The sequence below is a fragment of the Serratia sp. CY74737 genome (genome assembly GCF_052166775.1).
In the GTDB taxonomy this organism is placed as follows: Bacteria; Pseudomonadota; Gammaproteobacteria; order Enterobacterales; family Enterobacteriaceae; genus Serratia; species Serratia ureilytica.
Genome location: NZ_JBJNOF010000012.1, coordinates 141620 through 164786 on the forward strand (window position 1 = coordinate 141620; position 23167 = coordinate 164786).

General features: G+C 61.2%; 15 protein-coding genes and 3 tRNA genes. 11 read left to right on the plus strand and 7 right to left on the minus strand.

From position 1 onward, the window contains the following. The first annotated feature begins 14 nt into the window (after positions 1 to 14). From recC to recD, 4 genes are all read left to right on the plus strand, one after another. Positions 15 to 3386 (plus strand): exodeoxyribonuclease V subunit gamma, encoded by a 3372-nt coding sequence (recC, locus tag ACJ8PE_RS17125; protein WP_442536824.1) that lies wholly within the window; start codon positions 15 to 17, stop codon positions 3384 to 3386. A gap of 232 nt (positions 3387 to 3618) precedes the next feature. Then, positions 3619 to 6507, plus strand: a complete 2889-nt coding sequence (ptrA, locus tag ACJ8PE_RS17130; protein WP_197793063.1) for a pitrilysin — start codon at positions 3619 to 3621, stop codon at positions 6505 to 6507. Then, positions 6504 to 10055 carry an exodeoxyribonuclease V subunit beta gene (gene recB / locus ACJ8PE_RS17135; protein WP_197793062.1) on the plus strand — a complete coding sequence of 1184 codons (3552 nt, stop codon included), beginning with the start codon at positions 6504 to 6506 and terminating at the stop codon, positions 10053 to 10055. Before ptrA ends, recB begins: the two co-directional genes overlap by 4 nt. Beyond that, the gene (gene recD, locus ACJ8PE_RS17140; protein WP_442536825.1) at positions 10052 to 11902 is read left to right on the plus strand and encodes an exodeoxyribonuclease V subunit alpha; all 1851 of its coding nucleotides are present in this window, start codon (positions 10052 to 10054) and stop codon (positions 11900 to 11902) included. The genes recB and recD overlap by 4 nt, the downstream gene beginning before the upstream one ends. A gap of 38 nt (positions 11903 to 11940) precedes the next feature. Here recD and argA read toward each other — a convergent pair whose 3' ends face one another. After that, positions 11941 to 13266 (minus strand): amino-acid N-acetyltransferase, encoded by a 1326-nt coding sequence (argA, locus tag ACJ8PE_RS17145; RefSeq protein WP_015378910.1) that lies wholly within the window; start codon positions 13264 to 13266, stop codon positions 11941 to 11943. A gap of 239 nt (positions 13267 to 13505) precedes the next feature. Here argA and amiC point away from each other — a divergent pair, with 239 nt between their 5' ends. Beyond that, a complete protein-coding gene (gene amiC, locus ACJ8PE_RS17150; protein WP_033644859.1) occupies positions 13506 to 14759 on the plus strand; it encodes an N-acetylmuramoyl-L-alanine amidase AmiC in 1254 nt (417 codons plus the stop codon). A 90-nt stretch (positions 14760 to 14849) separates the two neighbouring features. Here amiC and ACJ8PE_RS17155 read toward each other — a convergent pair. The 3 genes from ACJ8PE_RS17155 to ACJ8PE_RS17165 form a co-directional block, all read right to left on the minus strand. After that, a tRNA-Met gene (locus ACJ8PE_RS17155) sits at positions 14850 to 14926 on the minus strand. 65 nt (positions 14927 to 14991) lie between these two features. Beyond that, positions 14992 to 15068 (minus strand) — tRNA-Met (locus ACJ8PE_RS17160). A 58-nt stretch (positions 15069 to 15126) separates the two neighbouring features. Further along, a tRNA-Met gene (locus ACJ8PE_RS17165) sits at positions 15127 to 15203 on the minus strand. A 216-nt stretch (positions 15204 to 15419) separates the two neighbouring features. Here ACJ8PE_RS17165 and mltA point away from each other — a divergent pair. Together mltA and tcdA are read left to right on the plus strand one after the other, a co-directional pair. Continuing rightward, positions 15420 to 16556 carry a murein transglycosylase A gene (gene mltA, locus ACJ8PE_RS17170; protein ID WP_033644860.1) on the plus strand — a complete coding sequence of 379 codons (1137 nt, stop codon included), beginning with the start codon at positions 15420 to 15422 and terminating at the stop codon, positions 16554 to 16556. Positions 16557 to 16640: 84 nt separating this feature from the next. Then, positions 16641 to 17447: a tRNA cyclic N6-threonylcarbamoyladenosine(37) synthase TcdA gene (tcdA, locus tag ACJ8PE_RS17175; RefSeq protein WP_004931886.1), complete on the plus strand. Its 807-nt coding sequence runs from the start codon at positions 16641 to 16643 to the stop codon at positions 17445 to 17447. Here tcdA and csdE read toward each other — a convergent pair. Together csdE and csdA are read right to left on the minus strand one after the other, a co-directional pair. Next, complete coding sequence (gene csdE / locus ACJ8PE_RS17180; protein WP_046687719.1) at positions 17438 to 17872, minus strand: cysteine desulfurase sulfur acceptor subunit CsdE; 435 nt, start codon at positions 17870 to 17872, stop codon at positions 17438 to 17440. The two genes, tcdA and csdE, sit on opposite strands and share 10 nt — an antisense overlap. A gap of 19 nt (positions 17873 to 17891) precedes the next feature. Further along, entirely contained in the window at positions 17892 to 19097 is a 1206-nt protein-coding gene (gene csdA / locus ACJ8PE_RS17185) for a cysteine desulfurase CsdA (RefSeq protein ID WP_197760435.1), read from the minus strand. A gap of 196 nt (positions 19098 to 19293) precedes the next feature. Here csdA and ACJ8PE_RS17190 point away from each other — a divergent pair, with 196 nt between their 5' ends. The 4 genes from ACJ8PE_RS17190 to rlmM all read left to right on the plus strand — a co-directional run bounded on the left by ACJ8PE_RS17190 (position 19294) and on the right by rlmM (position 22366). After that, positions 19294 to 19518 carry a YgdI/YgdR family lipoprotein gene (locus tag ACJ8PE_RS17190; protein WP_025304050.1) on the plus strand — a complete coding sequence of 75 codons (225 nt, stop codon included), beginning with the start codon at positions 19294 to 19296 and terminating at the stop codon, positions 19516 to 19518. A 387-nt stretch (positions 19519 to 19905) separates the two neighbouring features. Next, entirely contained in the window at positions 19906 to 20823 is a 918-nt protein-coding gene (locus ACJ8PE_RS17195) for a transcriptional regulator GcvA (protein WP_004931894.1), read from the plus strand. A 51-nt stretch (positions 20824 to 20874) separates the two neighbouring features. Then, positions 20875 to 21270 carry a DUF423 domain-containing protein gene (locus tag ACJ8PE_RS17200; protein ID WP_004931896.1) on the plus strand — a complete coding sequence of 132 codons (396 nt, stop codon included), beginning with the start codon at positions 20875 to 20877 and terminating at the stop codon, positions 21268 to 21270. Further along, positions 21263 to 22366: a 23S rRNA (cytidine(2498)-2'-O)-methyltransferase RlmM gene (gene rlmM / locus ACJ8PE_RS17205; RefSeq protein ID WP_197760434.1), complete on the plus strand. Its 1104-nt coding sequence runs from the start codon at positions 21263 to 21265 to the stop codon at positions 22364 to 22366. The genes ACJ8PE_RS17200 and rlmM overlap by 8 nt, the downstream gene beginning before the upstream one ends. 39 nt (positions 22367 to 22405) lie before the next feature. On the opposite strand, the gene xni is transcribed toward rlmM, so the two are convergent. Then, a complete protein-coding gene (gene xni / locus ACJ8PE_RS17210; protein ID WP_033644942.1) occupies positions 22406 to 23164 on the minus strand; it encodes a flap endonuclease Xni in 759 nt (252 codons plus the stop codon). Positions 23165 to 23167 lie beyond the last annotated feature (3 nt).

Consider the following 23167-nt stretch of genomic DNA (forward strand, 5'->3'; position numbering starts at 1 on the left):
TTAAAGGAGCCATCATGTTCACGGTTTATCATTCCAATCAGCTGGATTTATTGAAAACGCTGACCAGCGCGCTGATAGCCAGAGATCCGTTGGCCGATCCTTTTCAACAGGAAGTGGTGCTGGTTCAGAGCCCCGGTATGGCGCAATGGCTGCAAATGCAGCTGGCGGAGCAGTTCGGCATCGCCGCCAATGTCGCGTTTCCGCTGCCGGCGACCTTCATTTGGGACATGTTCACCCGCGTATTGCCGGATATCCCGAAAGAGAGCGCCTTCAGCAAGGACGCCATGACCTGGAAGCTGATGTGGCTGCTGCCGGAGATGCTGACCCAGCCGGCGTTCGCGCCACTGCAGCACTATCTCACCGATGACGGCGACAAGCGAAAAATCCACCAATTGGCCGGCCGGGTTGCCGACCTTTTCGACCAGTATTTGGTTTATCGCCCGCAGTGGCTGGAGAGCTGGCAGCGCGGCGAACGCATCGACGGTCTGCCCGAGGCTCAGCAGTGGCAGGCGCCGCTCTGGGCGCGGCTGGTGGAGTACACGCGCGAATTGGGGCAGCCGGAATGGCACCGCGCCAATCTGTATAGCCGCTTTATCCACGCGCTCGAGCAGGCAACAACGTGTCCGCCCGGTTTGCCGCCGCGGGTGTTTATCTGCGGCATCTCGGCGTTGCCGCCGGTCTATCTGGAAGCGTTGCAGGCGCTGGGGCGGCATATCGACATCCACCTGATGTTCACCAACCCTTGTCGTTATTACTGGGGCGACATTCAGGATTACGCTTTCCTGGCCCGCTTGCAGAGCCGCAAGCGCCGTCACTATCATCAGGCGCGCGAGCAAGGGCTGTTTCGCGAACCGGCCGACGCGGCGCGTCTGTTTGACGCTGAAGGGCAGCAGCAGCTCAGTAACCCGCTGCTGGCCTCCTGGGGCAAGCTCGGGCGCGATCACCTCTATTTGCTGTCGCAGATGGAAGGGGCGCAAGAGGTCGATGCCTTTGTCGATATCCCGGCGGATACCATGCTGCACGCCGTTCAACGCGATATGCTGGAGCTGGAAGATCACGCGGTGATCGGCATCACGGCGGAAACGCTGGAAAGCAGTTTCAGCAAGCGCAGGCTCGATCCGCAAGATCGTTCCCTCAGCCTGCACGCCTGCCACAGCCCACAGCGGGAAGTGGAGGTGCTGCACGATCAACTGCTGACCATGCTGGCGCAGGATCCCGCGTTGACGCCGCGCGACATCATCGTGATGGTGGCGGATATCGACAGCTATACGCCTTATATTCAGGCCGTGTTCGGCAATGCTCCCGCCGAGCGCTACCTGCCGTTCGCCATTTCTGACCGTAAAGCGCGGCAGGTGCATCCGGCTTTGCAGGCCTTCATCTCACTGCTCGATTTGCCGCAAAGCCGCTTTACTTCGGAACAGGTGCTGGCGCTGCTGGAAGTGCCGGCCCTGGCCGCCCGTTTCGCCATTGGCGAAGAAGGGCTGCGCCTGTTGCGTCACTGGGTCGGTGAATCCGGCGTGCGCTGGGGTCTGGACGACGATAACGTGCGCGAACTGGATCTGCCCGCCACGGGCCAGCACACCTGGCGATTCGGCATTACGCGCATGTTGCTCGGCTACGCGATGGACAGCAACGCCGGCGATTGGCAGGGCATTTTGCCTTACGACGAGTCGAGCGGGTTGGTCGCCGAACTGGCGGGGCAGTTGGCGGATCTGCTGGCCGAATTGAGCCATTGGCGGCAAGTCTTGAGCGAAGCGCGCTCGCTCGAGGCGTGGCTACCGCTGTGCCGACAGCTGTTGGATGCCTTCTTCGAAGCGGATAGCGATACCGAAGTGGTGCTGGCATTGATCGAGCAGCAGTGGCAGCAGGCCATCAATTTTGGCCTGGCAGCGCGCTATCCGGATGACGTGCCCTTGACGATTCTGCGCGACGATTTGGCGACGCGCCTCGATCAGGAACGCATCAGCCAGCGCTTCCTCGCTGGGCAAATCAACTTCTGTACGCTGATGCCGATGCGCTCGATTCCGTTCAAGGTGGTGTGCCTGCTGGGCATGAACGACGGCGTGTATCCGCGCACGTTGCCGCCGTTGGGTTTTGATCTGATGGCGCAGCAGGTCAAGCGCGGCGACCGCAGCCGGCGCGATGACGACCGCTATCTGTTCCTGGAGGCGATTCTGTCCGCGCAACAACGGCTGTATATCAGCTTCATTGGCCGTTCCATTCAGGACAACAGCCCGCGCTATCCTTCGGTGCTGGTTACCGAGCTGCTGGAGTATCTGGAGCAAAGCTATTGCCTGCCGGGAGACGAGGCGCGCACCGCAGACGACAGCGCCCGGCGAGTGGGCGAGCATTTGCTGAAGTGGCACGCGCGCATGCCGTTCGCCGCCGAGAATTTCTTGCCGGGCTCGGAGGCGCAAAGCTATGCCGCCGAGTGGCTGCCCGCCGCCGACGGGCGCGGGGCGGCGCACCCGGCCTTCAACCAGCCGCTGCCCGCCGAAACGCTGCAGCAAATAGCGTTGGAGGAGCTGCTGCGGTTTTACCGCCATCCTATTCGCGCCTTCTTCCAGCTGCGGTTGGGCGTCAGCTTTATCCTGGAAGAGACCGAGCTGCCGGACGAAGAGCCCTTCACGCTGGATAACCTCAGCCGCTACCAGTTCAACAGTCAACTGCTGAATACCCTGATTGACGGCGACGATCCCGAGCGGCTATTCCAGCGGGTGCGCGCCGCCGGGGGGTTGCCCTATGGCGCATTCGGAGAAATCTATTGGCAAAAGCAGCAGGAAGAAATGAGCGACCTGGCCGAACAGGTGCGCGCGGAGCGCGCGCAGAGCCACAGCCTGGAATTGGACATCGATATTGCCGGCGTGCGCCTCAGCGGCTGGCTGCATCAGGTGCAGGATGACGGCCTGTTGCGCTGGCGGCCCGCCACGTTGTCGGCGGTGGACGGCATATTGCTGTGGCTGGAGCACCTGGTGTACTGCTGCGCCGGCGGCACCGGCGAGAGCCGCATGTATGGTCGCAAGAACTCCGCTTGGCGCTTTGCCGCGCTTGCGCCTGAAGAGGCGCAGGCGCAGCTGGCGGAACTGCTGGCGGGCTATCAGCGCGGTCTGTGTCAGCCGCTGTTGTTGCTGAACAAGAGCGGCTGGGCGTGGCTGAGTCAGTGCTATCAGCCGGAAACGCAGCAAATCGACTGGGAGGAAGAAGCGCAAACAAAGGCTCGCGCCAAATTGCTGCAGGCTTGGCAGGGCGATCAGCGCATTCCCGGAGAAGGGGAAGATCCCTATGTTCAGCGAGTGTTCCGCCAATTGGACAATGACTACCTGGCGCAAATACTGGCCGAAACAGAGCGTTATCTGCTGCCGGTGGCGCGTCATAACCTGGGGTAACAATCCCCCGGTGGTGCTGTGCGGCGGGAGGTGGTAAAAATAACGAAGGTTATATTCAACCATTGGGGTAATTCCCGGTCTTACATAACGTACAGGCATATACCCGCCGCGTTTTGGGGCGCCACATTGGCGAAGAACCCGGCGAGTACAGATTTGGTTATGTGGTTTTGATGTACGTCGCCAGCGTCAGGGAGTGGGCGTGGCGATGTCAGAATAGGGGTTTATTTTGGATATGCGCAGACAGTTGGCCCGCATCACCGGGCTGGTATTATTGGCTATGTGTTGGGCGCCGTTGAGCTGGGCCGCACAAGGATGGCAACCGCTGGCGGAGAAGATCAACAAGAGCGAGCACGATCCGCGTCAGTACGAGGCGATCAAGTTGGCTAACGGCATGACGGTGCTGCTGGTGTCCGATGTCCAGGCGCCGAAATCGCTGGCGGCGCTGGCATTGCCGGTCGGGTCGCTCGAAGATCCGAACAGCCAACTGGGCTTGGCGCACTATCTGGAACATATGGTGCTGATGGGCTCCAAACGTTATCCCGAGCCGGAAAACCTGTCCGAATTCCTGAAAAAGCACGGCGGCAGCCACAACGCCAGCACGGCTTCTTATCGCACCGCCTTCTATCTGGAAGTGGAGAATGACGCGCTGGAGCCGGCGGTCGATCGCATGGCCGACGCCATTGCGGAGCCGCTGCTGGATCCGGGCAATGCCGATCGCGAGCGCAACGCGGTGAATGCAGAATTGACGATGGCGCGTTCGCGCGACGGCATGCGTATGGCGCAGGTCGGTGCGGAAACCCTCAACCCGGCGCACCCGAGCGCGCGCTTCTCCGGCGGTAATCTGGACACGCTGAAAGACAAGCCGGGCAGCAAGTTGCACGATGAGCTGACGGGGTTCTATAAGCGCTACTACTCCGCCAATCTGATGATGGGGGTGCTGTACGGCAATCAGCCGCTGCCGCAGCTGGCTGACATTGCCGCAAAAACCTTTGGCCGCGTGCCGAATCATGACGCCAGCGTGCCGCCGATCACCGTACCGGCCGTCACGCCGGAGCAGCAGGGCATCATCATTCACTATGTGCCGGCGCAGCCGCGCAAGCAGCTGAAGGTTGAGTTCCGCATCGATAACAACAGCGCCGCGTTTCGCAGCAAAACCGATACCTACATCGGTTACCTGATCGGCAACCGCAGTAAAAATACCCTGTCCGACTGGTTGCAGAAGCAGGGATTGGCGGACGCCATCAATGCCGGCGCCGATCCGATGGTGGATCGCAACGGCGGCGTCTTCGCCATCAGTGTCTCGCTGACTGACAAAGGCTTGGCCCAGCGCGACCAAGTCGTCGCCGCCATTTTCAACTACCTGAAAATGCTGCGCAGCGAAGGCATCAAGCAGAGCTACTTCGACGAAATCTCGCATGTTCTGAACCTGGACTTCCGCTATCCGTCGATCACGCGCGACATGGACTACATCGAATGGCTGGTGGACACTATGCTGCGCGTGCCGGTTGAGCATGCGCTGGACGCGCCTTACCTGGCCGATCGCTATGATCCTAAGGCGATCGCTGAACGTCTGGACGCCATGACGCCGCAAAATGCGCGCATCTGGTTCGTCAGCCCCGATGAGCCGCACAACAAGACGGCCTATTTCGTCAATGCGCCTTACCAGGTCGACAAAATCACGCCACAGCGCTTTACGCAGTGGCAGCAGTTGGGCAGCGGCATTTCCCTGTCATTGCCGGCGCTCAACCCGTACATTCCGGATGATTTCACCCTGACCAAACCGTCGCATGAATTCAAAAAGCCGGAAATGGTGGTGGATAAGCCCGGCCTGCGCGTGCTGTATATGCCGAGCCGTTACTTCGCCGATGAGCCGAAGGCCGACGTCACCGTCGCTTTCCGCAACGCCAAGACCATGGATTCCGCGCGCAACCAGGTGCTGTTCTCGCTGACGGATTATCTGGCCGGCCTGGCGCTGGATCAGCTGAGCTATCAGGCGTCGGTCGGCGGGTTGAGTTTCTCGACGTCGCCGAACAACGGCCTGATGTTTAACGCCAACGGCTTTACCCAGCGCCTGCCGCAGTTGTTGACGGCGCTGATCGAGGGCTATTCCAGCTTCACGCCGACGGAAGATCAGCTGGCGCAGGCCAAGTCCTGGTACCTGGAGCAGTTGGACGCCGCCGAGAAGGGCAAGGCGTTTGAACTGGCCATTCAGCCGGTGCAGATGGTTTCCCGCGTGCCGTATTCCGAACGCAGCGAGCGCCGCGAAGTGCTGAAAACGCTGACGCTGAAAGACGTGCTGGCGTATCGCGACAGCCTGCTGGCCGAGGCCACGCCGGAGCTGCTGGTGGTGGGCAACATGAGCAAGCAACAGGTCGATACGCTGGCGTCGACGCTGAAGCACCGTCTGGGCTGTACCGGTATTGAGTGGTGGCACGGCGAAGACGTGGTGGTGGACAAGAATCAGCTGGCCAACCTGCAACAGGTAGGCAGCAGCACCGACTCGGCGCTGGCGGCGGTCTATGTACCGACCGGTTACGACGAAGTGACCGGCATGGCCTACAGCTCGCTGTTGGGGCAGATTATTCAGCCGTGGTTCTACAGCCAGCTGCGCACTCAGGAACAATTGGGGTATGCGGTCTTTGCCTTCCCGATGTCGGTGGGCCGCCAGTGGGGCGTAGGCTTCCTGTTGCAGAGCAACAGCAAACAGCCGGCCTACCTGTACCAGCGCTATCAGGATTTCTATCCGAAAACCGAGAAACGCCTGCGTGACATGAGCGAGGCCGATTTTGAGCAGTACAAACAGGCGCTGATCAACGAACTCAAACAGCGGCCGCAAACCCTCAGCGAGGAGGCCAGCCGGTTCGCCAATGATTTCGATCGCGGCAACTTCGCCTTTGATACCCGCCAGAAGCTGATCGCGCAGGTGCAACAGCTGACGCCGACCAAACTGGCGGATTATTTCCACCAGGCAGTGATCCAGCCGCAGGGGCTGGCGGTGTTGTCGCAGGTCAGCGGCAGCGGGCAGGACAAAGCGGATTACGCGGCGCCTAAGGATTGGGTCACCTATCCGAACGCGTCGGCATTGCAGCAGATCCTGCCGCGTAAAGTGGCGACGCCATGACGGAAGTCGCCCCGCAGAGGCTAGAACCGCTGACGCTGCCGCTGTTTGGCGAACGCCTGATCGAGGCGTCGGCGGGCACCGGCAAAACTTTTACCATCGGCGCGCTGTATCTGCGCTTGCTGCTGGGATTGGGGGGGGAAGCGGCGTTTCCCCGCCCGTTGACGGTCGAAGAAATCCTGGTGGTGACCTTTACCGAGGCCGCCACCGAGGAGCTGCGCGGGCGTATCCGTGACAATATCCACGGGCTGCGCATCGCCTGCGTGCGCGGCATCAGCGCTAACCCGCTGTTTTCGGCGCTGATGGAAGAAATTGACGATTTGTCTGACGCCGCTGCGCAGCTGCTGGCGGCGGAGCGGCAGATGGACGAAGCGGCGATTTACACTATCCACGGTTTTTGCCAACGGATGTTGACCCACAACGCCTTCGAGTCCGGCATGCTGTTTGAACAAACGCTGGTACAGGACGAACTGCCGCTGCGGCGACAGGCCTGCGCCGATTTCTGGCGCCGTCATTGCTATCCGTTGCCGCTGGGCGTGGCGCGTGCGATCAGCCAGGAGTGGAGCGGCCCGGAAGCGTTGCTGGCCGACCTTTCCGGTTATCTGCACGGTGAAGCGCCGGCGCTGCGGCGGCCGCCGAAGGACGAAGAAACCGTCCTGATGCGCCACGAGCAGATCGTCGCGCGCATCGACGCCATCAAGGCGCAATGGCGGGCGGCGGCGGGCGATCTTGAGGCGTTAATCGCCCAGTCCGGCGTCGATAAGCGCAGCTACAGCAGCAAACACCTGCCGAACTGGTTGAACAAGGTCGGCGAATGGAGCGGGCAGGAGACCCAGGATTACCAACTGCCGAAGGAGCTGGACAAGTTTCGTCAGTCGGTGCTGCTGGAGAAGACCAAGAAGGGCGAGCCGCCGCGTCATGCGCTGTTCACGGCGATAGACGAACTGTTCGATGAACCCTTGACGTTGCGCGACCTGATCATGGCGCGCGCGCTCAGCGAGATCCGCACCTCCATTCAGCAGGAAAAGCGCCAGCGCGGCGAGCTGGGGTTTGACGACCTGCTCAGCCGTTTGGACAGCGCCCTGCAAAGCGGCGGCGGCGAACAGTTGGCGCAGGCGATCCGCCAGCGCTATCCGGTGGCGATGATCGATGAATTCCAGGATACCGATCCGCAGCAATACCGTATTTTCCAAAAACTTTACGTCGGCCGGCCTGATTGCGGCCTGCTGCTGATCGGCGATCCCAAGCAGGCGATTTACGCCTTTCGCGGCGCCGACATCTTTACCTACATGCGCGCGCGTTCAGAGGTGAGCGCCCACTATACGCTGGAGACCAACTGGCGCTCGTCGCCGTCGATGGTTGCCAGCGTCAATCACCTGTTTTCTCAGGTAGAAAAACCTTTCCTGTTCGGCCAAATCCCCTTTATTGAGGTTAACGCGGCGGAAAAGAACCAAGGGCTGGCGTTTGAATTGCACGGCAAGCCGCAGCCGGCGATGCAATTCTGGCTGCAGCAGGGGGAAGGCGCGGGTGTAAGTGATTACCAACAGCTAATGGCGCGCCTGTGCGCCACGCAAATTCGCGACTGGCTCAGCGCCGGGCAGCAGGGCCTGGCGCGGCTGCAGAGCGGCAAGGCGTCACGGCCGGTGCAAGCCTCTGATATCACGGTGCTGGTGCGCAGCCGCAACGAGGCGGCGTTGGTGCGCGATGCGCTCAGCGCGCTGTCTATTCCGTCGGTCTACCTGTCCAACCGCGACAGCGTGTTTGACACCCCGGAGGCCAAAGACCTGCTGTGGTTGCTGCAGGCGGTGTTGGCGCCGGAGCAGGAGCGCACGCTGCGCAGCGCCATGGCCACCGGGCTGATGGGGCTGGACGCGCCGACGCTGGACGGCCTGAGCCGCGATGAGCGCGCCTGGGACGCGCTGGTTAATGAATTCGACAATTACCGCACGCTCTGGCTGCGCCGCGGCGTGTTGCCGATGCTGAGCGAGGTGATGAAAGCGCGCCAATTGGCGGAGAACCTGCTGGCCAGCGCCGGCGGCGAGCGTCGCTTGACCGACGTGCTGCATCTGGGGGAGCTGTTGCAAGAAGCGGCGGCGCAGCTCGACAGCGAGCATGCGCTGGTGCGCTGGCTGGCGCAGCAGATCGCTCAGCCTAATCGCCAGTCCGACAATCAGCAACTGCGGCTGGAGAGCGACCGGCATCTGGTGCAGGTGATCACGATCCACAAGTCCAAGGGGCTGGAGTTCGATCTGGTGTGGCTGCCGTTCGTCGGCAACTTCCGCCAGCAGCAGCAGGCGCTGTATCACGATCGCCACAGTTTCCAGGCGCTGCTGGACCTCGACGCCAATGAAGAGAGCCAGGCCTGGGCGGAGGAGGAGCGGTTGGCGGAGGATCTGCGTCTGCTGTATGTGGCGCTGACCCGCTCGGTGTACCACTGCAGTATCGGCATTGCGCCGCTGTTCCAGGGCACGCGCAAGAAACAGGGCGATACCGACCTGCACCGCAGCGCATTGGGCTATCTGGTGCAGGGCGGGCAGCCCGGCGACGCCGTGTATCTGCAGGAGCGGCTGCAGCAATTGGTGGGCGGCGGCATCGCGCTGTCGCTGGTTGAACCGCCGGATGCAGAACCTTGGCAACCCCAGGCGTCGCTGGCCGAAGCGTTGGCGGCGAAAAGCTTTACCCGGCGGATCCAGGATTTTTGGCGGGTGACCAGCTATACCGGTTTGCAACAGCACGGCGCGAGCCTGATGCAGGATCTGCTGCCGCGTCTGGATGTCGACGCGGCCGGTGAGCGCGGGGAAGAAAGTGAGCCAGCGCTTACACCGCATACCTTCCCGCGCGGCGCAACGCCCGGCACCTTCCTGCACAGCCTGTTTGAAACGCTGGACTTCACCCAGCCGCTCGACGAACAGTGGCTGCTGGAACAGCTGCAGCAGCAAGGGTTTGCCGAACACTGGCAACCGATACTGCTGGCGTGGATGCAGGTGCTGCTCAATACGCCGCTCGATGACAGCGGCGTGACGTTGGCGGCGCTGACGCCGCAGCATAAGCAGGCAGAGCTGCAGTTCTATTTACCGATTAACCGGCTGTTGCAGGCGAAGGAGCTCGATGCTCTGGTGAAGCGTTACGATCCGCTTTCCGCCCGCTGCCCGGCGCTGGATTTCCATCAGGTGCAGGGCATGCTGAAAGGCTTTATCGACCTGGTGTTCTGCTGGCAAGGCAAATACTACCTGCTGGACTACAAGTCCAACTGGCTGGGGGAGGACAGCAGCGCCTATACCCGGCCGGCGATGGAGCAGGCGATGGCGGAGCATCGTTATGATCTGCAATACCAGCTGTATACGCTGGCGTTGCATCGTTATTTGCGCCATCGGTTGCCGGATTATGATTACCGGCGCCATTTCGGCGGGGTGATTTATCTGTTCCTGCGCGGCGTGGATGCGGCGCACCCGGGCAACGGCATTTTCACCTGTCTCCCCGCGTTTGAACTGGTGGCGGGAATGGATAGCTTGTTCAGCGGCGAAGCTGCGGCGACGGAGGAAAAATCATGATCGCACTGCTGGAGCAGGCGGTGGCGCTTGGCGCGCTGCGCCCGCTGGACGTGCAGTTCGCCCGCGTGGTGGCGAGCGAAGACGAGCCTGATATTTTACTGGCCGCCGCCTGTCTGAGCGCAGAGGCGGGGGCGGGGCATGTTTGCCTGATGCTGGAGCAGCTGCAGGCGGACACGCTGTTTGAAGGGCGCCAACCGGCGCTGGCGCTGGCGCTATGGGAGGCGGCCGGGCGACCGGATAGCGCACGTTGGCAGCAGCGCCTGGCGAGCAGCGCGGCGGTTGGGGACGGCAGCGGCGCTACGCCGCTGGTGCTGCGTGGGCAGCGCTTATATCTGCAACGCATGTGGCAAAACGAAGGTGAAGTGGCGGCGTTTATCGGCGGTGAAGGTGAATCGCTGACGGTGCCGGAGGAGGCGTTGCGCGCCATTCTCGACCGCTTGTTCGGCGCGGCGAGCGATGAACCCGACTGGCAGAAGATCGCCGCCGCGGTAGCTGCCACGCGGCGCATCGCGGTGATTTCCGGCGGACCGGGCACCGGTAAAACCACCACCGTCGCTAAACTGCTGGCGGCGCTGGTGCAGCTGGATGAAAGCGCGCGCTTGCGGATTCAGCTGGCGGCGCCAACCGGCAAGGCGGCGGCACGCCTGACGGAGTCGCTTGGCAGCGCCAGCCGTCAGCTGGCGTTGACCCCGGCGCAGCAGGCGTTGTTCCCAATGGAGGCGGCGACGTTGCACCGTTTGTTGGGGGCGCAACCCAACAGTCAGCGCATGCGCTATCACCGCGGTAACCGGCTGCATTTGGATGTGTTAGTGGTGGATGAGGCCTCGATGGTCGATCTGCCCATGATGGCGCGCCTGATTGCGGCGTTGCCCGATCGGGCCCGGGTGATTTTCCTCGGCGACCGCGATCAGCTGGCTTCGGTAGAGGCCGGCACGGTGCTGGGGGATATTTGCCGTTTTGCCGAGCAGGGATACAGCGAGGCGCGCGCCGCAGAGCTGAGCCGCCTGACCGGTTGTTCGATCGCTGGGCAGCGGGCCGACGCGCAAGCGGCGGTGCGCGACAGCCTGTGCCTGTTGCGTAAGAGCTATCGCTTCGACGCCCGTTCCGGCATCGGTCAACTGGCGTTGGCGGTCAACGCCGGTGCGGGGGATCGCGCGCTGGCGGCATTAAACGGCCGTTTCGGCGATGTCGCGGGCTATGCGCTGGCGACGAGCGAAGAGTATCAGGCGCTGCTGGACGCGTGCGTGGCGGGCTATCGCGACTATCTGCTGCTGACTGCCGAAGGCGCGGATGCGGCGGCGGTGCTGGCCGCCTTTAGCCGCTTCCAGGTGCTGTGCGCGCTGCGTGAAGGGCCGTTCGGCGTCGCCGGCCTGAATGAACGTATTGAACTCGGGCTGCAGCGCGCCGGCCTGATCGACCGCAAACCGGGTGTGCTCGGCCGCTGGTATCGGGGGCGGCCGGTGATGATCGGCCGCAACGACAGCGCGCTGGGGTTATTCAATGGGGATATCGGCATTACTCTGCCGGATGAGCGCGGCGAGCTGCGCGTGCATTTCCAACTGCCGGACGGCAGCATCAAGTCGGTGCAGCCGAGCCGTTTGCCGGCGCATGAAACCGCTTACGCCATGACGGTGCACAAGTCCCAGGGATCGGAGTTTGAGCATACGGTTCTGGTGTTGCCGAACCATTTCCTGCCGGTGCTGACGCGTGAGCTGGTCTATACCGCGATCACCCGTGCGCGTCAGCAGCTCTCGCTGTACGCCACGGACGCGGTGCTGCTGCGGGCCATTCGCACGCCGACCCAGCGTCGCAGCGGATTGGCTGAACGGCTGCAGACGACGGAATAAGCGATGAAGGGGCGCGGTAGCGGCCGCGCCCACAGGGATTACAGATCCGCCAGCAGAATTTTGGAGCGGCGTTGGTAGTTGTACAACGCCTGTTTCTGCATCGGCAGCACGTCGACCTCCGCCGGGGTGAAACCACGCTCCTGAAACCAGTGGATGCTGCGGGTGGTCAGCACGAACAGCTTCTTCAATCCCATCTGCCGCGCCTGATTTTCTACCCGCTGCAGCAGCATCTCGCCGCGCGAAGAGCTGCGGTAATCGGGATGCACCGCCACGCAGGCCATCTCGCCGATTTTTTCCTCCGGGAACGGGTACAGCGCCGCACAGGCGATGGTCAGGTTATCGCGTTCGATAATGGTGAACTTGTCGATCTCCATCTCCAGCTGTTCACGCGAACGGCGCACCAGAATACCCTGCTGTTCGAGCGGCCGGATGAGCTCCAGAATACCGCCGATGTCGTTGATCGTCGCCCGGCGCACCTGTTCGGCGCTCTCCATCACGATTTGGGTGCCGATGCCGTCGCGTGAGAACAGTTCTTGCACCAGCGCGCCGTCCTCCTGATAGCTGATCAGGTGGCTGCGGCGCACGCCGCTGCGGCAGCCTTTCACTGCGCCGCGCAGGAAGCGCACGGTGCCGGAATGGTAATCACCGCCTTCCTCCAGCTCTTCAAGACGCTTTTGCGCGTCGTTAGGGAACAGCTCGGAAAGGATGTTGCCTTCCGCGTCGGTCACGCCCTGCGAGGAGCAGAAACCGATCATTTTTTCCGCTTTCAGTTTGATCGCCAGCTGAGTCGCGACTTCCTCCGAAGTCAGGTTGAAGCTCTCGCCGGTTACCGAGACGGCGACCGGGCCGATCAGCACGATGGCGTTGCTGTCGAGCTGACGATGGATCGCTTCTTCATCGATGCGGCGAATGCGGCCGCTGTGGCAGTAGTCGATGCCGTCATCGACGCCCAGTGGCTGCGCGATGATGAAGTTGCCGCTGACCACGTTAATGTGCGCGCCCTGCAGCGGCGTGTTGTTGAGGCTCATCGACAGCCGGGCGGTGATGTCCAACTGCAATAAACCGGCCGCCTGCTTGACTAACTCAAGCGTATGGGCGTCGGTCACGCGCGTATGCTTGTGGTAGATCGGTTCATAGTTGTGCTGCGCCAGGTTGGCGTCGATCTGCGGCCGTGCGCCGTAAACCACCACCAGGCGAATGCCCAGGCTATGCAGCAGCCCGATATCATTGACGATGTTGGAAAAATTCTCGTGTTCGATGGCTTCCCCACCGAGCATGATGACAAACGTCTTGCCGCGGTGGGCGTTGATATAGGGGACGGAGTGACGGAATCCTTGCACCAGCTCTGTACTACGTTCCTTCACGGGTAAACCTCTTTGCATATTTATACGATATTTTTGTATTTTTATTCTTTTATTGCGCCAATGGCAAGTGGGAAATCGTCATGAAGAGCGAGCTAAGGGCGCTAAATCGTTAATAAATTGAAAAACCATAAAAAGATTTTCTGATGACAGGGCTGGAATGATTGGTTAAAGTTTTCGGCATTCCCAAGTCATTGGTGTTTTTTTCATCTGTTGTAAACAGTTATTACTGCCGGAGCCGCATGCCAAACGCTAATCACAATCTGGGCCGCCGTCGTTTATTACAGGGCGTTGCCGCCAGCTGGTTGCTGAGTGTGAGTCGCACGGGCTTCGCCGCGTCATCGCACGTGATTGCCGTGCGCGTCTGGCCGTCCTCCACTTATACCCGCGTCACGCTGGAATCCAACGTCGAACTGAAATACAAGCAGTTCGCCCTGACCAATCCCGATCGCGTGGTGGTGGATATCGAAGGCGTGCATCTCAACAGCGTGCTGAAGGGCATCGCCGGGCAGGTGCGCGCCGACGATCCTTATCTCAAGCAGGCGCGCGTCGGCCAGTTCGATCAGAATACCGTGCGGCTGGTGCTGGAGCTCAAGCAAAGCGTCAGCCCGCACATGTTCTCGCTGGCGCCGGTGCCGGAGTATCGCAACCGTCTGGTGATGGATCTCTACCCGACCAAGGGCGGCAGCGGCGGCGAGGAGTATGATCCGCTACTGGCGTTACTGGAAGATTACAACAAAGGCGATCTGGAGCGCACGCTGCCGCCCGAAGCGCCGCAGGCCGGCAAGGCGGGGCGCGATCGGCCGATCGTCATCATGCTGGATCCTGGCCACGGGGGCGAAGATCCCGGTGCGATCGGCAAGTATAAGACGCGCGAGAAAGACATTGTGCTGCAGATTGCCCGCAAGCTGAGCGCCATGATCAAGCGCGAGCCGAACATGAAGGTGTTCATGACGCGCAATGAAGACGTGTTTATCCCGCTCAAGGTGCGCGTCGCCAAGGCGCGCAAGCAACGCGCCGATCTGTTCGTTTCGATTCACGCCGACGCCTTCACCAGCCGCGCCGCGCGCGGGTCATCGGTGTTCGCGTTGTCCACCAAAGGCGCCACCAGCTCGGCGGCCAAGTTCCTGGCGCAGACGCAGAACGCCTCGGACCAAATCGGCGGCGTCAGCAAGAGCGGCGACCGCTATCTCGACCACACCATGTTCGATTTGATCCAGACCGCAACCATCAACGATAGCCTGAAGTTCGGCAAGGAAGTGCTGAACCGGATGGGTAAAATCAACCGGTTGCACAAGAATCGCGTCGATCAGGCCGGTTTTGCGGTGTTGAAGGCGCCGGATATCCCGTCGATCCTGGTGGAAACGGCGTTTATCAGCAATATTGAAGAGGAGCGCAAGCTGCGCACCAGCCATTTCCAGCAGCAGGTGGCGGAGTCGATTCTGGCGGGCATCAAGGCTTATTTCGCCAACGGCGGCGCGCTGGCGAGCCGATAGCGGCAGGGCCGGGCGCAAGTCCGGCTGTTTTTGCGGATTGCAGATACAAAAAAACACCCGTCAGGGTGCTTATCTGTTGTCATCAAGAGTTGGTTGCGGGGGCCGGATTTGAACCGACGACCTTCGGGTTATGAGCCCGACGAGCTACCAGGCTGCTCCACCCCGCGTCCGTCTTGATGCGGTATTACGACGAAACCACCGTTCATGTTATGCCGCTGGTACGGCATTCGGTTGGTTGCGGGGGCCGGATTTGAACCGACGACCTTCGGGTTATGAGCCCGACGAGCTACCAGGCTGCTCCACCCCGCGTCCGTGTAATACTTTGTTATCGAACTCAAACGCAAAATACCGCCACTGCGGCATCGGTTGGTTGCGGGGGCCGGATTTGAACCGACGACCTTCGGGTTATGAGCCCGACGAGCTACCAGGCTGCTCCACCCCGCGTCCGATGGATGCGCACTATACTCTCCATGCGTTTTGTTGCAAACCCTTTTTGCATTTTATTGGCCTAAACTCGTTTTTCTGCTGAATTTGCCCGCAATTTGCCTTCTTTTTCATCACCATCCTCCGTGCGGCTTTTTTTATTTGCAGCGATTCCTTTATCAATGAGCGTTTGTTATCGTTCAGCCGGTAGATCATATCAGTTTGAGAGTGTGCGCGATGAAAGGACGTTGGGGCAAATACCTGCTGGGCGGGTTGATGGTGGCGGTATTGGCGGGCTGTTCGTCCAAGCCGACCGATCGGGGTCAGCAATATAAGGACGGCCGTCTGGATCAATCGCTGGAGCTGGTCAATCAGCCCAACGCCAAAGGTTCGCCGGTCAACGCCAAGGATTATTCGGATCAGCTGATGGAGATCAAGTACGCGTCGCCTTCGCTGTTTAACCGCAACAACAGCACCTATCAGGCGGTGCAAAACTGGATGGCGTCCGGCGCCGACACGCGCATGCTGAGCCAGTACGGCCTCAGCGCTTACCAGATGGAAGGCGTCGACAATTATGGCAACGTGCAGTTTACCGGCTACTACACGCCGGTGGTGCAGGCGCGCTATACCCAACAGGGCGAGTTCCGTTATCCGCTGTACCGCATGCCGCCGAAGGGTAGGGGCCGCTTGCCGGATCGCGCGGGCATTTATTCTGGCGCGCTCGACGATCGCTATATCATCGCTTACACCAACTCGCTGATGGACAACTTCATGATGGAAGTCCAGGGCAGCGGCTACGTCGACTACGGCAACGGTCAGCCGCTGGTGTTCTTCGGCTACGGCGGCAAGAACGGCCACGCCTACCGCAGCATCGGCAAAGTGCTGATCGATCGCGGTGAAGTGGCCAAGGCGGACATGTCGATGCAGGCGATCCGTCAGTGGGCGGATACCCACAGCGCCGCAGAGGTGCGCGAGCTGCTGGAGCAGAACCCGTCGTTCGTGTTCTTCCGCCCGGAAGCTTTTGCGCCGGTGAAAGGCGCCAGCGCGGTGCCGCTGATCGCCAAAGCGTCGGTGGCCTCCGACCGTTCGCTGATCCCGGCAGGCACCACGCTGCTGGCCGAAGTGCCGCTGCTGGACAACAAGGGTAAATTCACGGGAAAATACGAGATGCGTCTGATGGTCGCGCTCGACGTGGGCGGCGCCATCAAGGGCCAGCATTTTGACATGTATCAGGGCATCGGGCCGGAAGCCGGCCACTCGGCGGGGTACTACAACCACTATGGCCGCGTCTGGGTGCTGAAGAACAACGGCGGCGGCCAGCTGTTCAGCGCCAATCAGTCAAACGGCGGCGGTTCGTTGCTGGTCACCCGCTAAACGCGCACGGCGTGAAAAGATTGACCCGCAAGGGCCGGATTTTCCGGCCCTTATCATTTGCATTACGAAGGTAATTAAAGCGTTATGAGCACAGCTTATTCGGAAGCCTATCTGCAGCGTTTCGGCGGCACGGCGCGGTTATACGGCCAGCAGGCGCTGGCGGTGTTCGCGCAGGCGCATGTCTGCGTGATCGGCATCGGCGGCGTGGGTTCCTGGGCGGCTGAGGCGCTGGCGCGCACAGGCATCGGCGCCATCACTCTGATCGACATGGATGATGTTTGCGTCACCAATACCAACCGTCAGATCCACGCGCTGCGCCAGCACGTCGGGCAATCGAAAACCGAGGTAATGGCGGAGCGTATCCTGGCGATCAACCCGGAATGCCGGGTGACCTGCATTGACGATTTCATTACCCCGGACAACGTCGCCGAGCTGCTGGACCATAACTTCAGCTACGTCATCGACGCGATCGACAGCGTGCGGCCGAAAGCGGCGCTGTTGTCATACTGCCGCCGCTTCAAGATCCCGGTGGTGACCACCGGCGGCGCCGGCGGGCAGATAGATCCGACCAAAATCGAAGTGGCCGATCTGGCGAAAACCATTCAGGATCCGCTGGCCGCCAAGCTGCGCGAGCGGCTGAAGCACGATTTTAACGTGGTGAAAAACGGCAAGGGCAAGCTGGGCATCGACTGCGTCTTTTCCAGCGAGCCGCTGGTTTATCCGCAGCCGGACGGTTCGGTATGCGCTTCGCGCAGTACGGCGGAAGGGCCGAAAAGAATGGATTGCAGCGCAGGTTTCGGCGCGGCGACCATGGTCACCGCCACCTTTGGCTTCGTCGCCGTGTCGCACGCGCTGAAAAAGATGGTGGCGAAGGCGGCGCGTCAGGCGTAACGGGCGGCGATCGCCTGCACGGCGGCGGCCAACGCCGCCAGCCCGCTGGCGCGAGTGGCGCTCAGCTGAGCGCGCAGCGCCAGGCGGTCGAACAGCGCCAGCGGATCCAATTCGGCGATCTGCTGCGGCGTTTTCCCTTCCACTTCGGTCAGCAGCACCGCCAACAGGCCACGCACGATGCGGCCTTCGCTGTCGCCATAAAAGTGCAGCGTGCCGTCTTCCAGCAACTGGTGCCCCAACCAGACGCGGTTTTCACACCCGCTCAACGCCATTTCTTCACTGCGCAAGGCCTCCGGCAGCGACGGCAGCCGTTTTGCGAGCATAATCAGTTGTCGGTAGCGGTCTTCCCACTGTTTCAGCGCGCTGAAGGTGGCGATCAACGCTTCGGCGGTGATCTCTCGGCCAAAAGGATGGGGGGCGAGCATAGCGTCTCCGGGAGTCAAGTCAGTCGGCCAGCAGGTCGAGGGCGTGGGTCAACGCGCTGACCAGCGTATCGACGTCCTGTTGAGTATTGTAGGGGGCGAACGACGCGCGCAACGTGCCGCTGACGCCTAACGCCGCCATCAGCGGCTGCGCGCAGTGCTGGCCGGCGCGCAGCGCAATGCCTTGCTCCGCCAGCAGCGTGACGATGTCGCTGTGGTGTACGCCGGCGATATCGAACGCCAGCAGGCTGGAACCGGAACTGCGGAAGCTGCGAAAGCCCGGCAGCTGCGCCAACCGCTGTTCCGCCCGGTCAGCCAGCTCGCGACTGTAGCGTTCCGCCGCCGCCATGTCCTGTTCGCGAAGCCAGGTGATCGCGGCGGCCAGCCCCAGCACACCGGCGATGTTCGGCGTGCCGGCTTCGAAGCAGTGCGGCGGTTTTTGCGGGATAAAACCGTCGAACGACGCCTGGGTCAGCATCTTTCCCCCTCCTTGCCACGGCGCCATCTGCGCCAGCAGCTCGGATTTGCCGTACAGCGCGCCGATGCCGGTCGGGCCATACAGTTTGTGGCCGGAGAAGGCGTAGAAATCGATATCGAGCCGCTGTACGTCGGCCGGGTCGTGAACCACGCCCTGTGCGCCGTCGATCATCACGCGCGCGCCGGCGGCATGGGCCAGCGCGATCGCCGGCGCCAGATCCGGGCAGCCGCCGGTGACATTGGACATTTGCCCCAGCGCCAACAGGCGGGTTCTATCGTTGAGCAGGGCGGGCAGCTGCGCCAGGTCCGGCAGCCGGTCGGCGCCGATCGGCAGTTTCACTACCCGCGCGCCGGTTTGATCCGCCACCATCAGCCAAGGGATCAGGTTGGCGTGGTGTTCCGCTTCGCTCACCAGAATTTCATCGCCCGGCTGCAGACGCGGACGCAGATAACTCTGCGCCACCAGGTTGATCGCCTCGGTGGTGCCGCGCGTCCAGACGATGTCGTCGGCCGACGGCGCATGGATCAGTTGCGCGACCTGGCCGCGCGCCTGCTCGAAACGGGCGGTCAGATCCTGCGCCGCCCGATGCTGGCTGCGGTGCACGGTGGCGGCGTCGTCGCGATAAAACTGCTGCGTGGCGTCGATCACCGCCTGCGGTTTCAACGCGGTGGCGGCGCTGTCCAGATAGATGCCGTCCTGCGCGAGCGCGGGAAACTGTTGGCGAAAAAGGCTGGGGTTAAAAGGCGTCATACCCTGATTGTCACTGGCTTGAGTCGATGGGTGATCCTGTCCTATTTTGCCGCCGGAGACAAGCGTTCGCGCCGATTAGGACTTATCGCCTGGCAAAATTGGGAAAGTTTGTTATGCTATTAAATGTGCGCTTATTAATCGCATCTATACACATAAAAGGTATTTATCAGCATTTAAAACTACAAAGGAGTCCTCAATGAAGAAAACAGCCGCAGTTCTCTCTGCCCTGATGCTTACGTTCACCCTGGCCGCCTGTTCCAGCAACTACGTGATGCATACCAATGACGGACGCACCATTGTCGCTGACGGCAAGCCTAAAGTGGATAACGATACCGGCATGATCAGCTATAAAGACGCCAACGGCGTCGAACAGCAGATCAACCGCGCCGATGTGAAAGAGATGGTTGAAAGCAACCAGTAACCGTCAGGCAAAAAAAAAAGCACCGCAAGTTTTGCGGTGCTGCATAAAATCACTATGGACAGACAGGGTAAATGTACAGGAAGTGAAAAAACAGTAGCCTAGCTACCATGTCCGGAATCGCCGGACAATTTGCAAACACAACATCACAACCACAAGCCAAAAGTTCATCGGCGTCCTCGACACCCACTCCCTTTTCGTTCCGGCCCGGGAAGTGCCGCCACTATAGGTATTTGCTGGCGCATCCTCAACGGACAAATTATAATGGCTCGGATTAAAAAAACTAATGGCAATGCGCCGTTAGCGTTTGTCCATGGCTTGCCATACAAAGCCGCCCGATTTTCGGCGCCGAATCATTCGGATTAATGTTACACAAAAGTAGCTAATTTAATGTCTAAACGCTTACCTCCCCTCAATGCGCTGCGCGTGTTCGATGCGGCCGCTCGCCACCTGAGTTTCACCAAGGCGGCGGAAGAGCTGTTCGTGACTCAGGCCGCGGTGAGCCACCAGATCAAGTCGCTGGAGGACTTCCTCGGGCTGAAGCTGTTTCGCCGGCGCAATCGCTCGCTGCTGCTGACCGAAGAGGGGCAAAGTTACTACCTTGATATCAAGGAGATCTTCTCTTCGATCAACGAGGCGACGCGCAAGCTGCAGGCGCGTAGCGCCAAGGGGGCATTGACCGTCAGTTTGCCGCCGAGCTTCGCCATTCAGTGGCTGGTGCCGCGTTTGTCCGGCTTTAACTCAGCTTATCCGGGCATCGACGTGCGCATCCAGGCGGTGGACCGTGAAGAGGACAAGCTGGCGGACGACGTCGACGTGGCGATTTTCTATGGCCGCGGCAATTGGCCGGGGCTGCGCGCCGAGCGCCTGTATGCAGAATATTTGCTGCCGGTTTGTTCGCCGAGCCTGCTGACCGGCGATCATCCGCTGAAAACCGCAGACGATCTGGCTTATCATACGCTGCTGCATGACGTTTCACGTCGCGACTGGCTGGCCTATACGCGCCAGCTGGGGTTGCAGCACATCAACGTGCAGCAGGGGCCAATCTTCAGCCACAGCGCCATGGTGGTGCAGGCGGCGGTGCACGGTCAGGGCGTGGCGCTGGTGAACAACGTGATGGCGCAAACCGAGATTGAAGCCGGTCGTCTGGTGTGCCCGTTCAACGATGTGTTGGTCAGTAAAAATGCTTTTTATCTGGTATGTCATGACAGCCAGGCAGAACTGGGTAAAATAGCCGCCTTCCGGCAGTGGATCCTGGCGCGTGCCGCCAGCGAACAAGAGAAGTTCCGCTTCCGCTACGAACAATAAGGCCGGCCGCCGCCTTGCCGCGGCCGGTGATTTTTAATGGGATAGATCACGATGAGCAGCCGTTCCATGCTGGTTTTCGCCGCTATCAGCGGCTTTGTGTTTGTCGCGCTGGGCGCATTCGGCGCGCATGTGTTAAGCGGCACGCTGGGCGCCAACGAAATGGCCTGGATCCGCACCGGGCTGGAGTATCAGGGGTTCCACACCCTGGCTATCCTGGCGCTGGCGGTCGCGATGCAGCGCCGCGTGAGCCTGTGGTTTTACTGGAGCGGAGCGCTGTTGGCGTTCGGCACCGTGTTGTTCAGCGGCAGCCTCTATTGTCTGGCGCTGTCGCACCTGAAGGTCTGGGTATATATCACGCCGGTTGGCGGCGTGTGCTTCTTGATCGGCTGGATATTGATGTTGATTGGCGCTTTGCGTCTGAGGAAAAAGGCCGAGCGCCATGAATAAGATTGCGTTGTACTGCCGTCCCGGCTTCGAAAAAGAGTGTGCGGCGGAGATCACCGATAAAGCCGCCCAGCTGGAGATTTACGGCTTTGTGCGGGTAAAAGAGCACAGCGGTTACGTGTTGTTCGAATGCTATCAGCCGGACGATGCCGACCGCCTGGCGCGGGAGATTCCGTTCCGCGAACTGATTTTCGCCCGCCAAATGATCGTGGTGGGTGAGCTGCTGCGCGATCTGCCGCCGGAAGATCGGGTATCGCCGATCGTCGGCATGCTGATCGGCGTGGTTGATCGCGGCGGCGAGCTGCGGGTGGAAGTGCCGGACACCAACGAAAGCAAAGAGCTGATGAAATTCTGCCGCAAGCTGACGGTGCCGCTGCGCGCCGCGATGCGTGAGCAGAAGGTGCTGATGGCGCGGGAGAACCCGACTCGCCCGGTGGTGCACGTGTTCTTCATCGCGCCGGGCTGCTGTTACGTCGGTTACTCCTACAGCAACAACAACTCACCGTTCTATATGGGCATTCCGCGTCTGCGTTTCCCGGCCGATGCGCCGAGCCGTTCGACGCTGAAGCTGGAAGAAGCGTTCCATGTGTTCATCCCCGCCGACGAGTGGGACGAGCGCCTGGCCAGCGGCATGCATGCGGTCGATCTGGGGGCCTGCCCGGGCGGCTGGACCTATCAGCTGGTGAAGCGCAGCATGATGGTGCATTCGGTGGATAATGGCCCGATGGCGCCGAGCCTGATGGAAACCGGCCAGGTAACGCATCACCGCGCCGACGGCTTCAAGTTCGAGCCGAACAGCAGCAAGATCTATTGGTTGGTGTGCGACATGGTGGAGAAACCGGCGAAGGTGACCAGCCTGATGATTCAGTGGCTGGTGAAAGGCTGGTGCCGCGAAGCGATCTTTAACCTCAAACTGCCGATGAAAAAACGCTACGAGGAAGTGTCGCAAAACCTGATGAGCATCCGCGAAGCGCTGAGCGCCGCCGGCATCAGCGCTGAAGTGCACGCCAAACAGCTGTATCACGACCGCGAAGAGATCACCGTACACGTGCGCCGCATGTGGTCGGCGGTGCCGGGCCGCCGCGACGAGCGCGATTAATCGCGTTAAACCTGATGAAGGGCGCTGCTTGCAGCGCCCTTATTGTATCGGCAGTCGCAGCTGCTGCAGGTTGCCGTCCAGCGACAGATCGGTGCGCAGCGTGGCGACTTGTTTGCTGACGTAGGCCAGCTCGCGGTGCTGCTCCAGCTTGCCGCGCCATTTCTCCGGCACCTGCTCCAGGTGCTGATAGATCCCGTCCAGACTGCCCGACTGCTGCAACAGCAGCACGGCGGTTTTCGGCCCGATGCCGGCCACGCCGGGGATCTTGCTGCTGCCGATCCCCGCTAACCCCCAGTAGTCCGGCAGTTGCTGCGGCTGCACGCCGAATTCCTGCTGCACGAAAGGCATATCCAACCAGCGTTTCTGGAAGTAATCGCGGATCTGTACGTTCGGCGCCAGCAGCTGGCAATAGCCTTTGTCGGTGGAGACGATGGTCACCTGGTGGCCGCCGCCGGCGACCTTCGCCGCCAGCGTGGCCGCCAGATCGTCGGCCTCGTTGCCGGGTGAATGCCAGCTGGCGACGCCCAGTTCGGCGAAGGCTTCACGCAGCTGCGGCATCTCCTGTTGCAGGTTTTCCGGCATCGGCGAGCGCCCGGCCTTATAGTCCGGCAGAATTTGGTGGCGCCAGCTTTCGCTGCGGTCGTCCTCGTCAAATACCGCCACCGCGTGGGTCGGGCGGCTGTGCTGAAGCAACTGCTGCAGCGCGTGGCGGCAGGCGTTGACGCAAGGGGAGCCCTGTACGGCGTGAATGCGGCGGATGAGGTTCAGGGCGTCGACAATCAGTAGGTGTATCATCATGGG